12 protein-coding genes are annotated in these 15,899 nt (G+C 55.9%); 2 read left to right on the forward strand and 10 right to left on the reverse strand.

The genetic code is table 11. The annotated features are described in order from the left end of the window. Positions 1-119: 119 nt before the first annotated feature. The 4 genes from L6H98_RS14470 to L6H98_RS14485 all read right to left on the reverse strand — a co-directional run bounded on the left by L6H98_RS14470 (position 120) and on the right by L6H98_RS14485 (position 3,784). Positions 120-674, reverse strand: coding sequence for a nucleotidyltransferase family protein (locus L6H98_RS14470; RefSeq protein ID WP_236416062.1), 555 nt, complete (start codon positions 672-674; stop codon positions 120-122). A 282-nt stretch (positions 675-956) separates the two neighbouring features. Beyond that, a complete protein-coding gene (locus L6H98_RS14475; protein WP_236416065.1) occupies positions 957-1,844 on the reverse strand; it encodes a glycoside hydrolase family 43 protein in 888 nt (295 codons plus the stop codon). 89 nt (positions 1,845-1,933) lie between these two features. Further along, entirely contained in the window at positions 1,934-2,791 is an 858-nt protein-coding gene (locus tag L6H98_RS14480; RefSeq protein ID WP_236416066.1) for a DMT family transporter, read from the reverse strand. 18 nt (positions 2,792-2,809) lie between these two features. Next, the gene (locus L6H98_RS14485) at positions 2,810-3,784 is read right to left on the reverse strand and encodes a metallophosphoesterase family protein (RefSeq protein WP_236416069.1); all 975 of its coding nucleotides are present in this window, start codon (positions 3,782-3,784) and stop codon (positions 2,810-2,812) included. A gap of 304 nt (positions 3,785-4,088) precedes the next feature. On the opposite strand from L6H98_RS14485, the gene ant(6) reads away from it, so the two are divergent. Together ant(6) and L6H98_RS14495 are read left to right on the forward strand one after the other, a co-directional pair. Then, positions 4,089-4,955 carry an aminoglycoside 6-adenylyltransferase gene (ant(6), locus tag L6H98_RS14490; RefSeq protein ID WP_236416071.1) on the forward strand — a complete coding sequence of 289 codons (867 nt, stop codon included), beginning with the start codon at positions 4,089-4,091 and terminating at the stop codon, positions 4,953-4,955. Between the two features lie 60 nt (positions 4,956-5,015). After that, positions 5,016-5,786: a DeoR/GlpR family DNA-binding transcription regulator gene (locus tag L6H98_RS14495; protein WP_236416072.1), complete on the forward strand. Its 771-nt coding sequence runs from the start codon at positions 5,016-5,018 to the stop codon at positions 5,784-5,786. 213 nt (positions 5,787-5,999) lie between these two features. Here L6H98_RS14495 and L6H98_RS14500 read toward each other — a convergent pair whose 3' ends face one another. From L6H98_RS14500 to L6H98_RS14525, 6 genes are all read right to left on the reverse strand, one after another. Further along, positions 6,000-7,970: a hypothetical protein gene (locus tag L6H98_RS14500; RefSeq protein ID WP_236416073.1), complete on the reverse strand. Its 1,971-nt coding sequence runs from the start codon at positions 7,968-7,970 to the stop codon at positions 6,000-6,002. 222 nt (positions 7,971-8,192) lie between these two features. Further along, complete coding sequence (locus tag L6H98_RS14505) at positions 8,193-9,716, reverse strand: sulfatase-like hydrolase/transferase (RefSeq protein ID WP_236416074.1); 1,524 nt, start codon at positions 9,714-9,716, stop codon at positions 8,193-8,195. A gap of 27 nt (positions 9,717-9,743) precedes the next feature. Continuing rightward, positions 9,744-12,164 (reverse strand): helix-turn-helix domain-containing protein, encoded by a 2,421-nt coding sequence (locus L6H98_RS14510; protein ID WP_236416075.1) that lies wholly within the window; start codon positions 12,162-12,164, stop codon positions 9,744-9,746. Positions 12,165-12,224: 60 nt separating this feature from the next. Further along, positions 12,225-13,094, reverse strand: a complete 870-nt coding sequence (locus tag L6H98_RS14515; protein WP_236416330.1) for a carbohydrate ABC transporter permease — start codon at positions 13,092-13,094, stop codon at positions 12,225-12,227. A 148-nt stretch (positions 13,095-13,242) separates the two neighbouring features. Then, a complete protein-coding gene (locus tag L6H98_RS14520) occupies positions 13,243-14,217 on the reverse strand; it encodes an ABC transporter permease subunit (RefSeq protein WP_236416076.1) in 975 nt (324 codons plus the stop codon). Positions 14,218-14,247: 30 nt separating this feature from the next. Continuing rightward, positions 14,248-15,882 (reverse strand): extracellular solute-binding protein, encoded by a 1,635-nt coding sequence (locus L6H98_RS14525; RefSeq protein ID WP_236416077.1) that lies wholly within the window; start codon positions 15,880-15,882, stop codon positions 14,248-14,250. Positions 15,883-15,899: the final 17 nt, after the last annotated feature.

Consider the following 15,899-nt stretch of genomic DNA (forward strand, 5'->3'; position numbering starts at 1 on the left):
CGCCGAATAAAACGCCTCAGGTTCGTTAACACGTGAACATCCCATCCAGTTCTCTATCAATCGGCATCCACTCCCACCCACAGCTCCACGAACGAAATACTCGATGAATTTGCCCAAGGCTAATCCCGAATAATCGTCAGTTCCGGCCACTGTAGATGCCAATTTTTGCCTTCCACACGCCGCAAATATGCGCTCCGGTCCGCAAAAAAGGGACTTCGACGCACAATCAGACCGTACAAGTCTTCCAGTCCGTGCGGCGCGCAAATGTCGAGTTGGTCCTGCTCATTCAGGCGAGCGCCTACCGCCGTTACCACCTCGGGCCAATGCCGAAGGGCATCCAACGTCGATTGATACGGCTCCGTACCGTTGCGCAGATGCATCCGGGCCTGATTTTTCACCGACCAGAGCGGATTCCCCGTTTCACGACGAAGAACGCTCTCGATCTGCACGTCCCGTTCTTCCCGCACATCCTCCGGATCATAATAAACTACGTCGATATCGGTATGCGAGTCACGATGCTTATAACCATGCAAACGATCCCATATATAATTGCGAATATATCCCGCGCCAATGCAGCATTGAGGCAAGCCAAGCGCCCGTACCCGCCGCAGATCCTGCAGAAGCTGCGCGTATTCGGAGATGTCCTCTTTCAGCCGATCCTCCAACCGTATCATCGCCTAAGCCAAGCCCTCCCCCCACAGATCCCATGTAATCTCCAAATCATCACCTTACCACTATATCACGTCCGGCTGACCCAAATAAAACAAACCCCGGTTCCCGGAATAACTAACCAAGCCAAAGACCCCTTTAAGAAACGCAAATACCCCTTCCGCAGCCCCGCTCACATCCATCCGTACAGACGTTTGCAGCCTGGGCAACCAAAGGGGTTTTCCCGCATACGATGCTTATTGGTTTCTATTCGACCTTGTCACTTCGCTGAATTTATCAAACCCGGCTCAACCCAACTTGTCTATGAGGCTGAATTTCCCGTTTTGCTCCGCAATGCGGAATATGGCCGGGCGTTCCTTCGGATGTTCGTTGGGCGTATGAATGGTCAGGCAGAGTTTGCCGTCCAGCGTGCGAAACAACATGCCATGTCCGCCATCTTTGGCAAACAGCGGCGTCTCGTCCTGCTTCCACGGCCCCTCGGGCCGCCCCGATAATGAACGCGCAATGCCCATCGTATATCCGGCCTCCCCCATGGTGGACCACATCATGACAAGCTCGTCGTTTTGCATCCGGTACAAAAAAGGTCCGTCCGTCACATGACAGCGGCCTTCGTCCCCGCTGCCCACCGACCATGGGGCTTCGGAAGCCCGGAACAACAGAACCGGTTCACCGATCGCTGCCGACAGGTCTGGCTTCAGACGGACCGCATACATCTCACCGTCTTCAACCTGAACCCACTCCCGGCAAAAGATCATCCACGGGTCGCCCTGTCCATCCACATGCAGCGTGCCGTCCAGGCACTCCCATTCCGGCGGGGTCAGCGTTTTCGCCCATATTTCAAACGGGCCTTCCGGCTGATCCGCAACCAGCACCCCGGTTACCCGGGGTATGCCCTCGGCCTTGAAGCTGGCGAACATGTAATACCGTCCATCCCATTCATGGACTTCGGGTGCCCAATAGTGATGATCGGACCAAAAGTCCGGTGCCGGACGAAAACACGGAATCGGTCCCTGCCAATGGACAAGATCCTCGCTCTCGTAAACATCAAACCCGATAGCCGGACCGTTCCATACGTTTTTTCCGATCGAACCGTACAGGTAGTATTTCTTTCGGGACGGTACCGTCAATATGTAAGGATCACGCAAATGAATCTGCTCCAGGCTAAACTCGCTCAACCATGACTCCCCCTCTTGAAAAATACGTTGTCCCCAAGAGTATACATGATATTCCCGAATCCCGGTGCTTCAAAAATCAGACATGGCCCTCATCCCCACATGCCGATCAACAGGATGCCGCCGAATATGACGATCGAGCAAAGGATGCGTTTCCTGCCCTGCTGCTCCTTCAGCAGCAAAATACCGAGAAAGGCGGCAAACACCGTCCCTACCTCACGCAGCGGGCCAAGACGAGCCATCGGCGCCTGCTCCAGCGCAAACAGGAACAGCAGGTACGACCCGGGGTTCAGCAGCGCACCAAGCAGGATGGTCGACCGATTGGCCTTCCATTCCTGCCGCAATTGTTTGGAAGCAAGCATGGCCGGCGTAAGTCCCGCCACGAAACCGATGTTGGTTACTTCAAGCAGGGACAACGGCGAAAGGTGTTCCAGATTCAACTTGTCCACAAACACGTAGCTGGTGGTACACAGCCCGACGCAAAGCGCCATCAGCACCGGTTTCAACCCCTGTACTCCGGAATGGCCCGCCACTGACCTGCCGCCGATGCCGCTCAACGCAACAAAACCGCCAAGCATGCAGGCAATGCCGATCCATCCCGCCGGGGACAGCGCTTCCCTCAAAAAAACGACGCCGATCAGCGGGACCAGCAGCGTGCTCGTCCCCCGCATAATCGGATAAATTTGTGACAGGTCGCCCAGAACGTACGTCTTGGACAACAGCCACGAATACAGCGCCTGCAGCGCCATAGATACCACCAACAATCCGTATGCCACGGTGGACAGTGTTTGTTCCGCAAGCTCCATGACTAATGCGGGAAGCAAAATCACCGTCGGAATCATCATAATCGACCAAAGAAAAACGCTTTTGTTCAAGCTGCGTTTCGTAAACATGCTCCATATCGCATGAGCCATGCCGGATGCCAACACCAGCGTAATCGGCAAAATCATCGTTGTCTTCGTCCTCTCTTACGCTTGCTGCTGCCCTGCGGCCGTTTCCGGAGCATGTTCGGGCTGCTCTGCAACCGTCGAACCGTCTTCCAGACGAAGCCATGTATCAAACGAGCGCTGCCCTTCCTGCAGCCTGATGACCCGCGCCCCGCGCAGCATGCCGTCACGTCCGTACGTGCTGTGTCCGCTGGAACGCCCGTAACAGAGGCGAATGCCGTGGTACGTCCCGTGGAAATCATTCACATGGTCATGCCCGCAAAAGGTGCCCATCACGTCCCCCATTTCCAGCATAGCCGCAAACAGGCCCGAATTCACTTGAGCGGAGCACACCGGTTCATGCTTCACGCCGTAACAGGTCTGCGTATCCCACATGTACTGATATTCCGGAATCGGGATATGGAAAAACGCCAAGGCTGGCAGCTTCTCCCCGCGTGCGCGGCCGGGATTGGCGCGTGTGGATTCATCCATCAGCCACTGGATCTGATTCGGCTGAACCCAGCCGTAACCGGGGATGGATTCGATCTGCGAATAGGCGCCCGAATCCAGAAAATACAGCTGCGCTGCCGCCTTGCCGTCCGTACCGGCGATGGATAACGCATAATTGCCCAATCCGGCAATGGACGTCGGCCCGGGTTCGGTGACGCTGTGGTCATGTTCCTGAATGACGTCCATCAGCCCCTGCTGGGTGATCCGATTCTCCGCGTCATGATTCCCGTATACAAACGCCCAGGGGATGCCCCGTTCCTCAATCGCGGACACCGCATCCCGGAATGCCTGCTCCGGATGCTCGCATGGTTGATTGCCCGGATCGACCGGGCCGGTATAGATCACGTCTCCCGTAAACACGACGAGATCGGGCCGTTCGGCCTCCACGATCGTTTCCATCATCCGGCGCGTGCGTTCGTCTTCGGGCCGACCGTCTTTCCAGTGCAAGTCCGTAAACTGCACGATCGTAAAGCTTCCATTTTTCCCAAATGCCAATGGCTGTTTCATCCTGCGCCTCCTGCCCATGCCTGAAATCCACATTGTTGTTTTGTGTGGTTTCATGTTGTTTGTTATGATATTATTCCTGACTCCTCCATCTGTCAACTACGAACTAGAAGGATTGCGCGGCCTTTGCGTCGAACTACACAACAACAAAATAACAAACGATATAGATTGAACTGGAATTTTGCACCAAACGGAGAGAGAACAGAAACAATCTGGAGATAACAGCGATTGGAGGATGGCTCTGACCGCGTAGTGTCTCTGTGTAAAAATCATGGGTTCAACCTAATACACAATGGAGGAATGCATCATGCGAACAGACCAGGACATGCTGGCATGCATCCTGAACGCAGCAAAATCCGATGAACGCGTGCGCCTCGTCACGCTGGAAGGCTCACGAACCAATCCCAACATTGCGCCAGACCCGTTCCGCGATTTCGACATATCCTTTTTCGTGACCGAACTGGACTCCTTCAAGTCGAACGATGCCTGGCTCGACGTTTTTGGCGAAAGACTCATGATGCAAAAGCCCGAGGACATGGAGCTGTTCCCGCCCGAGCTCGGCAACTGGTTCTCCTACCTCATGATTATGGCGGATGGGCACAAACTGGATTTGACGCTCATTCCTCTGAACGAAACGGAAGCCTATTTCGAAGACAGCGACGGACTGGTTCGCGTGCTGCTGGACAAGGACGGCCGGGCTGCGAAGCAGCAGCAAACTGCACCCACCGATCAGTCCTACTGGATCAAACCGCCTACGGCCAGGTCCTTCGACGATTGCTGCAACGAGTTCTGGTTCGTCGCCACCTATGTCGTCAAGGGCCTCGCACGAAAAGAGATTCTGTTTGCCGCGGATCACATGAACAACATTTCCAGACCGAATCTGCTGCGCATGATGAGTTGGCAGATCGGGGCGGAACAAGGCTATTCTTTTAGCGTGGGGAAAAACTACAAATTCATCGACCGCTTTTTGCCGGAGGAAGACTGGCAGGCGCTGCTGTCTTCTTATTCGCAACACGGATATAAAGAGATGTGGTCATCCCTCTTCGTCATCTACGACCTGTTTCGCAAATACGCGAAAGCGGTCGCATCCCGGCAGGGTTACCCTTATCCCCCATACGACGAGGTAATTACGGAATATACGGAACGGATTCATCGCGACTTGAAACACCGTTAACAACCGTGTCCCCCGAGTATTGAAATGCAGAACGACGTAAACTACAGGAGGCACCGCATCATGTCCCTAACCTATGAGGAACGCAAACATACGATTCTTACCCGGCTGGCCATCGAAGGCAAGGTTCAGGTGCAAACGCTGGCTCAGCTGTTCCAGGTCTCGACCGAGACGATTCGGCGGGATTTGGACCGGCTGGAGAAGGAAGGCGAGCTGCGCAAAGTATACGGAGGCGCCGTCCGCGTTCGCGCCGGCATGAATGAAGCCCCCTTCCAGAAACGATCACAGCTGCAATCGGCCGAGAAACAGGCCATCGGCCGCGCGGCGGCCGCATTGATCGAGGATGGAGAGACCGTCCTCTTGGACAACGGGACGACCACGCTGGAGATCATGCGCGAGCTGAGAGCCCGTTCCAAGGTCACCGTCATCACCAACTCCGTCCCGATCCTGAACTGCGCACTGGAACAATTCGCAGGCAAAATCATTTTTGCGGGAGGAGACATCCAGCCTGCCGTTCAGGCCTCCACCGGCCCGATCGCGCATGAGCTGCTGAACCAGTTCAAGGTCAACAAGGCGTTCATCTCCGCGGGCGGCATATCGCTAACGGACGGCATCACCGACTATTTGCTGGAGGAAGCCCGAATATCCCGCACGATGATGGAGCGGGCCGAGGAAACGATTTTGGTGGCGGACCATACGAAATTCGGGCGCTCGACCTTTGCGCGCATTGCGCCACTGGAAAGTATTTCGATGGTGGTTACGGACAAATGCTGCCCGGCCGATTGGCTGCAGGCGCTGCAACAGCTCGAAATCGATGTCGTGCGGAGCGATTGAACATGCAAAACCAGCCCTTGACAATTGAACTGCACCCCCATTTGTTAGACAGGACTAACAATGGAGGCGCAGGTCATGCAGGGCTGGTTTTCTTTTCGTGATCATTTTGAAGGAGTGCTTGCGAACAGCGCATCTGACCCTTACCGGGTTCCGTTGTGCCACGCATCATTGAGCGAAGAATCGCCGTCTCCTGTCGGATCTCTCGTAAACGGGTTATTCCGATACGGGCCGGATATTGGGCAACAGCGGCGGCGTCATTCCGTCGCCCAGATAATAATCGGTCAGCAGCGACTGCATGTATCCTTTGACCGCGAGACCGTTACGGTATGCGGGATTATGAGGCAGCGTGTACAGACGGACGTCCGACGGGATGGTCGTTGTATATAATCTCAATTCCAGGTTGTCACTGGCTTCGAACAGAATTTCTTCGCGCCAGTCGCCCAGTAAATCGCCGTACAGCACGGGGGCGTTCCTCGAATTAACGCGCACGCCCTCTGCCGTGAACAGATTGGCCGTCTCTTCCGATTCCCAATTCCATTTCTCCACAACGTTTTTGTCGAGCAATTCGCTCAATACGTCTCCGTCCCACCATATGCGGAAATTGGTGGAAGGCTGAACCGCACTGATGACTTCGCCGTCTACATTGTAAATGCTGCCCGAGCTTGACCATGACTCAAGCCCTTTATACCGGGGATCGATGTCCGCAACCGTGCCGCGTGCCACGTCCTGGGGCACTTCGCCCGTGCGGATCAGCTCCCCGGTAGCCGCATCGGCATAAAACCAGGGGAACTGGTTGACGTTGCCGTTCTCCGCCTGCTGTATCCCGTACTGCTCCAGTCCCGGACGGTCCGGATCGATGTCCGTGATATGGAACCGATCGCCGTGCACGACGCCGGGCAGGCTGTACAACGTATTTCCGTCATCATCCAGCGCCCAGCCGCCGAAGGAAATTTCGTCCCGACCGTCTTCGTCCAGATCCAGTATGCGGATTTGATGAAAAAACTCCCCGTCTGCCCCGGCATGTCTCCATCGCTCGGTCAGCGCGCCGTCCCTGTAATCATAGGCTGACGTTACGTACTGGAACACGCGGCTGGCGGCACGATTTTTCAGTGCAGTCACCAGGCTCGGATGCACGCCGTCCAAATAAGCGATGCCGAAATGCCCGCTCAACGGACCGTCTGCGGCGTAGTCATTCACGATCGTCGTCCGGGCAGCCTCTGTTCCGCTGAGACCGTCCACGACCGACACGTATTGTTCACGCTGCGGCGTGGCAGGTATGACATTCCCGTCCGCGAACGCAACGCCTTCATACGTGCGCAGCAGCACCTCCGCTTTGCCGTTGCCGTCCAGGTCGAAGACGGTGACATTGTCGTTATCGCGCCAACCGCCCAAGCCCGGAACACTGAACTCGCTAACGGATGCGGGCGGAGCGTTATACGTATCGATCGCGGTGACGCTGTAAGGTCCCAGATCGATGCGCCAGAGAAACCCTTCGGTCAGACTGTACGCTTCGACATATTTGTTGCCCCCATTGACCGGGATGCGGGTCACCACGAATTCATACTCCCCATCTCCGTCCAGATCGCCAGGCCAGCCATGCTGCACGAAATAGTCGGACGGATTGGAGGTCATCGGCTCGAGCGGAATGCTGAAGAAGTTGCGAACCTCCGGTTGCGCAGCGATAACCGTCTCCTCGCTAATATCCTGCAGCTGTCCATTCACAACGGATTTCACCACGTAACCGTGGCTCTGCGTAACGTCTACTCCCGTGTCCGTAAAATTCGTGCCTTGGGCAAGCGGCGCGTCATTCAGCTTCACTTCTTCCGAGCCCGTTCTGCGGTAAATGTCAAATGTGGTTTGCTGCGATTCGGTACCGAGCAAACGCCAGCTCAGGTAAACTTTTCCCTCTCCCAAATAAACGGCGGTCAACCCTCGCCCGAGCTGTTCCACCAAACGGGGCGCAGACGTTGTTTCCGCATGGGCATATGGGTCCCATCCCAAGCTTCCTGCCAACGGGAACGCGCCAATGACGCCGCTGAGCAGCAGCATCAACATCCGTTTGCTTCCGCGGGCCGTTCTGCGCCCCTTGTCTGTTTTGCCTGCTGCATGCACTGTGCTCGGCCCGTTTTCTCCGCCTGTGCTGTTCTTCGCTTCTTCCCTCTTCGCCGTTCTCCACATCTTCATCGCAAACTCGCCTCCATCGTGATTAATCTCTGGTATAAAAAAAGAGGCAAAGTCCGACTTCCGCCCTGCCCGCATCGAATTTCGTCCTGCAAGCATTCTGGCAGCCAACGGCTTTGCCTCCGGTTACCCGGTCAACAGAGTAATTCATATGGAGCGACACGCGCATCCACGCCTAAAGGTCCAATACAAGATGTAACCACGGTCACGTCCGTCGCAGGCAATCTACCTCAACGGTTTCAGTCCGCCGCGATCGTAGAAAAACGGCCCTTTGGCCCAGCTGACCGCGAGATGCATCAACAGTTCGGTCTTCAGCTGCTCCCTGATCCGCGCGTGCTCTTCGCGCTCATACAGGTTGTCCCACTCATTGGGGTCTGTGAGCAAGTGATACAGCTCTCCTTTGGTTTCATGAACCCGGGAAGCTGCCTGCGCGACGGAGCCTTCGATATACAAAATGAGCTTCCATTCCCCTGTCCGCCACATATACGCGGGTGCCGAATGAGGCGCGGTTACGCCTTTGCCGTGGAACTCGCAAAACGTGCCGCGATGCCGCAGCCCGCCCAGCAAATCGACGCCGGGAAGCATCGGGTTCGGTTCAAGCCCGGCTGCCTCCATGAGCGTCGGCACCACATCGACCAGTTCTGCGGGTTTGGCGTCGACGGTTCCGCGGTTCCGCTCGGGTATGTAAGATCCGGAAAGGATGAGCGGCACTCTGACGCTGCTGTCGTACAGGTTGTATTTGGTAAACCGGTATTGCCGTTCGCCCAGCATCTCGCCATGGTCCGACAGAAAAACAACCAGGGTGTCCCGTCGTCTGCCAAGCCGCTCCAGCTGCTCCAGGGCACGCCCGAAATAATGGTCCAGCCAGGAACAGTTCGCCCAATATCTCAGCGTGGTCCGTTTGCGTTCTTCCGGACTGCGCTGCTCCCACACTTGCCTTTTGTCCAGATACGATTGCCGGCTGTGCGGATTTAATTCATCGGATGCGGACAGATGCGTGTCCGGCTCGTCCAGCCAGGGCGGCTGCGCGATGTCGGGGATATCCTCCAGCCGGTACAGATCCTCAAATGCTTTCGGCACATTGAAGCCGGCATGCGGTTTGAGAAACGACAAGTAAAAAAATAACGGACGATCCGGATCCACGCCGTCTTCCAAAAATTGCAGCGCCTGCTCCGCAACCCATCCGTCCCGGTGTTGATGCATCTCAAGTTGGCTCGTCATCCCGGTATAACCGTTCGCGTTTTCTTCGCCGCCGCCGAAATCCTTCGTCTCCCGATGGTACGCCTCCAGATCCTCGGCATGGGTGTCTCCCATCATGGTCGCTCCCTGTTCGTAATGGCCGCTTGTGCGCGCCAATCCGACGGCCCGCACTTCAAATCCGCGGGTAGACGGTTCTTCCACGCCTTCGGCATGGTTCCAGTGCGTTTTCCCAAAGCCGGCGGTCTGATACCCTGCACGGCGCATCAGCTCCGGCAGCGGTTCCGACGGCAGCCTGTCTTCTTCGAACAGCCCGCCGTAGTTCGTCCGCACGCCAAGCTGCGAAGGGTAATACCCGAACATCATCGAGCTGCGGCTCGGCACGCACATGGGCGCCTGGCACACGGCCTCCTGAAAAGTAATGCCTTCGGCGGCAATCCGGTCGATATTCGGGGTGCGTATATATTCGTTATACTGACCGATGCAATCCCATCGCTGCTGGTCTGTCATGAGAAAAATAATGTCCGGCTGATTTTGCGATTCCTGTGACACGTCGCCTCTCACGCTCCTTTGGCTTTTTTAGACGGAACGGTCATCCCGAGCATGCACGTCCTGCCTTTGAAGGTCCTGTCGATACCGGTTCGGTGTCGTGCCCTCGCTTTTCTTGAACAAACGATTGAAATAACTTGGCTGATAACCGACCTGTTCCGCAATTTCGCTGATTTTGACGTCGGTCGTCCTCAACAACTCCTTGGCCCGCTCCAAACGGACGGCCGTGAGATAGTCGACGAAATTTTGCCCGAATGCCTGCTTGAACGCCCGGCTGAGCGTATAGGCATGGATTCCGTGAGCATCGGCCAGTTCGTCCAGGGACAGCGCTTCGGCATACTGCGTTTCGGCATGTTCCTTCATGTGATGGACCGCCATCTGTACCTGCTTCTCCTCCCGCCCGGTGAATTCCTCCACGCAAATGCGAATGATCCGCTCCCTGAACCACACGCATGTCTCCTCCAGATCATGAAGCTCCATCACTTCTTCATAGAGCCCCAACCCGAACAGCCGCACGGGATCTTCACCCAATTGCGCAAGCGCATGCTGGATATGGGCAAGCAGCTGGTACATGGCCTGGCGAACCTGCTCCCCGGGCGATGCGGAAGCGGCATAACGATTCGCAAAATCGCGAAATCGATCCATTGCTTCCTGTTCGCTTCCGTTTCGCAATGCGGCAAGGATATCCTGCTCCAGCTCCAGCGGATAGAACGCCCGATCCATACCGGCTTCTTCGGCATTCTCGGCCATGTCGGTGAGCGGAGAAGCGGAAGAAAATCGCCTTTTTCTCAGCACTGCGCGCGCCTCTTGAACAAGCTTTGGAAGATGGGTCGCATCGGCGCATGCTTGACTGACGGCCACCGTGACCCGCACGCCCCATTCCGCCTGAACGGCATCGATCCATTGCTGCCCGATCCGGCACACTTCTTCCCTGAATCGGGACATGCCGATGCCTGATTCCCCATGCGGCGGAACGGCCAGCAGCAGCGCGATGGACAGATCGTGATAGTTGATCGTCTCGGAGAGACAAGGCAATTCGCCGGCCCGCTGCGTCAGCATGTCGGCGGCCATGATGCCGATCCACTCCGGAGATTCCTTGCCAAACGGATTTCCGTTTTTCTGCAGCAGGGTGACCGGGCGGATATGGCACAGCATGACGATAAAGTGTTCATCCTGCACTGCCCATCCCAGCTCAGCCAGCCTGGCCCGCCATTCGCGGTCCGAAGAGGAATGAAGCTGCCCAAGCGTAAGCTGCTGGAGCAAATTGTTCCGCGCCAGAGGAAGCTGTTCTTCCAACCGCTGCTGCAATGATTCGCGCTCCCTTTTCACGCCAAGCCAGTGCTGTTCGATATGTTTCATTTCATCCATTCGTGACGCTGACCTGCGCTTTCCCGACAGCATGTCGTTGCCCGGCATGCTTTCTTGACGCCCACGTTCTATGCCGGCAGGCTCTATGCCCGTAAACAGTCGCAGCAAACGTTGCAAAGGTTGATACAACCGGAGCGAGCCGATCCAGGATAACGCGAGCGCCAGCAGCAGCCCTGCTCCGCTGACCGCCAAAATCAATCTCGGCACACTCACGATCGGCGCCACGATCTCGTTCAAGGGAGAGGCCGAAACGTAAATCCAGTCATGGCCCAACCTGCGAAAATCGCCGGAAAGCACGGAATACGTCGTTCCTTCATATTCCATCAGGAAGGAGTTCGGACTTCCGCTGTCTGCCAGCCGATTCCGCTCAAGGCCGACGGCCGCTTGCAAGGCCGATACCTCCCGATCCTGCGGAAACAATGGCGTTCCGTCCGCATTCAGCAGAAACGTGGTGCCGCCAGCGTAGGGGGACAACGTACCCAACATGCTTTCGAGCTGCCCCGCGTCCACGGTCAGGATCAATGCTCCGATCGTGTCCCCGGCGCCGGCAGGCAGGCGATTGACCAGCATCGGCGATGCGCCGTCTGCAGAGCGTGTCCAGTATGCGCCTTGGGCACGCCTGAGCAATCCTTCATAACTGCTGATCTCCGCAGGCGCTGTCAGGAAATCGTACCGTTCGGAATTCATCATGACCGCTCTCGGTTCTTTCAGATACAACTGCACGTCGTCGATCAACGGATTCGAGTGGCGGATCATGAGCAGCAGACGGTACAACTCGTGTACCTGCTTGTATTTGTAGATAAAATCCAGCTCTTTCAGCCGATGGTCGAACACCGGGTCGAACGCCCATTGCGAAAAGTTCAATTCAAGCGTATCCAGCTGCTCTCCGACCCAGAGGGCCCGCTGCTCCAATTGTTTCGCGTGCGCCTCCTGCAATATGCTTTCCATGCGCACGTTGATCCAGATATACAGCAGCCCGCCGGTAACGATACCCGGAATGCACGCGATCATCAGCATCGTCAGCAGGCTGCGCCTGAAATACCGCCCTCCCGGAAGCCCTCGGGCCATACGCTTGATGAACATGTTGATCCCTCCTCCCTTGCATAAATATGGCGTTAATACCCACCCCATGCGTGTGCCAACCTATCCCTTCACGGAACCGATCAATGCTCCTTTGGCAAAATGTTTTTGCAGGAATGGATACACCGCCAGCACGGGCAGGATGGCCACGATGATCGCCGCCATCTTCAGCATTTCGGTCGGAGGCGTCTCCACTTGCTGCCCCGGCGTGACCAGATCGATATTGGACGCGCCGAGAAGCATGTTCTGCAGAAGCACCTGAATGGGCCATTTGGCCGAATCGTTCAAATAGAGCAGTGCCGTGAAAAATTGGTTCCAGAAGCCGACCGCGAAGAACAGGCCAAAGGCCGCCAGGGCCGGCAAGGATAAGGGCAGCACAATGGTCACCCATGTGCGAATGGCGCTGCAGCCGTCGATGGCTGCCGCCTCGCCGATTTCCTCAGGCAGGCTGTCGAAAAAGTTTTTCATCAATAACACCGTCCATCCGTTGGCCAGCGCGGGCAAAATCAGCGACCAAATGTTATTGATCAGCCCCAGCTCGCGTACGAGCAAATAATTCGGGATCATGCCCGGGCTGAACAGGATCGTCAGCACGATGAGCAGCATGATCGTCCGCCGGAAGCGGAATCTGCGCTGGGACAGCGCATACGCGAGCGATGAGGATACGACAAGGCTGAGCGCCGTGCCCACGGTCGCGAGAAAGGCGCTGTTGCCCAGCGACCGGGCAAAGGCCGGCGTGGACAGCAGGTATTCATAAGCCTCGGTGGACCAGCGCTCCGGGAACAGCACGATTTTTTTCTGCAAATATTCCCCCGGGTCCGTCAACGAAACGACGAGCACATAGTACAGCGGGAAAAACATGGCGGCGGCAAGCACTCCAAGCCCGATGGCATTAAGCCACCCGCCGATCCGTTCACTTCTTTTTACGTGCAGCACGCCCTGCAACCTCCTCTCCATATGATGCAGCTTTCTTTCAGAAAGCTTTTCAAGTGACCGCTTCGCTTCTTCAGATTGGTTCTGCCTCTCCGTTAACGTGTGTATGTTTTTGCGGTTTATTTAAGTCCTTGCAGCTCTTAGCAGATCAGTATACGCCTTCATGCCCAAGACGTTTGACGATGCGGTTGGAAATCACGACAAGCACAAGGCCAACCATGGATTTGAACAGCCCGACCGCCGTACTGTAGCTGAAATCCCCCTGCTCGATACCCATCCGATACACATACGTATCGAACACTTCGGCCACTTGGGACACCGCGCCGTTATACATCAGGAAAATTTGCTCGAATCCCACTTCCATGATGTCTCCCAGCCGCAGAATAAACAGCACGATGATCACGCCTCGGATGGCGGGCAGCGTAATATGCCAGATCTGGCGCAGTCTTCCCGCCCCGTCCATTCTCGCCGCCTCGTATAATTGGGTATCCACGCCGGCCATCGCGGCAAGAAACACGATCGTTCCCCATCCCGCTTCCTTCCACATCGCCTGCAGGGTTACCATGATCCAGAAGGAATCCGGGTTCGTCAGCAGATCGAAGCGCGGCCAGCCCCACAGGGCAAACAATTCATTGACGATCCCTGTCCCTTTGGCGAACAGCAGCAGTGTCAGTCCCGCAATAATGACCCATGACAGGAAATGCGGCATATAGATGACCGTTTGAATCAGCCGTTTGTACACTGTGCTTCGCAGCTCGTTCAGACAGAGCGAGATCAGGATCGGGAACGGGAAGAACAGCAGCAGGTTCAGCAAGCTGATGGCCAGCGTGTTGCGGAACAATAACAGGAAATCCGGATTGCTGAAAAAATGCGAGAAGTGCTGCAAGCCTACCCATTCGCTGCCTTGAAGCCCACGAAAGGGCGAATAGTCAAAAAAAGCGATCACGATGCCCCACATCGGCATGTATTTGAAGACAAGGAAGAATGCCAGGCCAGGCAGAGCCAGCAGGTATAACGATCGGTCGCGTTTGAGCGCGGACAAGAGACTCGCGCCGCTTTTCCTTGTCTTGATTCGGTTTCGCTTCTTCCCGAACGCGCCCATGCGCTGCTCATGCAAACTCATGCTCCGCACCCCCTTCCTTGGCATGCATCATTATTGGCCATTCCGTTTCTTGTACGCCTCGGTCATCTCGTCCGTCATCGCCTGCATGTTCGGGTCGCTGCGCAGCGATTCCACAAATGCATCCCATGCTTCGATCGGTTCGCGGCCCAGAATGATTTTCGCCTTCAAATCCTGGATTTTTTTGTTCAGTTCAGGCAGAATCTTCTGCCCGGTCTCGGACTGCATTCCTGCCGTCAAGTCGGCCACGCTCGTTTGGTCACGTTCCTCTTCCACTTTTTTGAACAATTCGTTGGCCTGCGTCTCTTCTTCCGTCTCCGCCGTCGTATCCCACGGCAAGTCGATGATATTTACGATATGGTTGAAGTCCGAAGCGTTGTCCGCCGTCAGTTTTTCGCTGTTCGCCACCTTTTTGCCGTCCACGACCGTATGATGCACGCCTTCGATGCCGTAATGCTGAATTTCGAACACTTCGGGGTTCATCCACGTATCGACCAACTGCAAAATGCGCTTCATCTTCTCTTCCGGCACGCTGGAAGGAATGGCCAGAATGCCGTTGTACCCCGCACCTTTCGGGTTATACCCGTTCAGGTTGGTAAGCGGATAGAAATCCGTATATTTGAAATCGGGGTCCACCTTTTTCAGATCGTCGGCGTAGATTTTGCGCATGGTGCCCGTTTTGTCCACGATGATTCCCGCCTGGTTGCGCTTGAACAGCTCTCTTGCTTGCGTCAGCTTGAGCGATAACAGGTCTTCCGGCATCATGCCGTTTGCATACGCCTTGGTCAGATACTGCAGGGACTTCCTGACTTCGGGAAGAAGCTCCCTATATACCAGCTTTCCTTGAGCCTCGTCCCACTTCCAATTGCCGTTAATGCCAAGGAACGAGCTCTCGATAGCACCGAGCACCGGCCCCAGATTGCCGCCCCAACCCAGATCGTCCGGACTGACGTAGGCAGCCAGCGCCGTGGTATCCTTTTTCCCGTTGCCGTCCGGGTCCTGCTCCACAAACGCCTGCATCACTTCAAACAGCTCATCCGTCGTTTCCGGTACCTTGAGATTCAGTTTATCGAGCCAGTCCTTGCGGATGATGAAAAACGAATCCCCCGTCACCGGCCTTGGCCGCGGTATGCCGTAATTGCTGCCGTCTGCCGCTTTGGTCGTTTCCCAGGCAATGTCCGGAATGCGTTTGCTCAGGTTTGGATAATCCTGAATGTAAGGCGTGATATCCCAGAAGGCGCCCTGCTTGACCATTTTCGTAAACGTGCTGCCAAAAGGATCGTTGATCATGATCAAATCGGGAATATCCCCGGAAGCGAGCGTCAGATTCAATTTGTCGGTGTAGATGTTGTTGGATACCCATTGAATGGTCATTTTGGAGTTGGTGGCCTTCTCGATTTCCCGTTTGATCACATTGTCGTCCGCGGCCGGCACGGCACTCGGCGTAATCGTCATGATGCTGAGTTCGAGCGGATCGTTCGAAGGGACTGTACCGCCTTGGGTTTGCGCCTCTTCCTTGGTTCCGGTGCCGCATGCGCTCAGCACGACCGTCATCACCAACACCACCGAGATGATCCAAGCCAGGTTGCGATTATTGCGGTTATTGCGTTTGACCGCCGGCGTCTTCGCCGGTGGTTGTTCATTCCTTTTTTTCTCCATGTGCAGCATCGGTTTCGTCCTCCCTT

Origin of the sequence: Paenibacillus sp. JJ-223 (assembly GCF_927798175.1) — a bacterium.
GTDB classification, from domain to species: Bacteria; Bacillota; Bacilli; order Paenibacillales; family Paenibacillaceae; genus Paenibacillus; species Paenibacillus hubeiensis.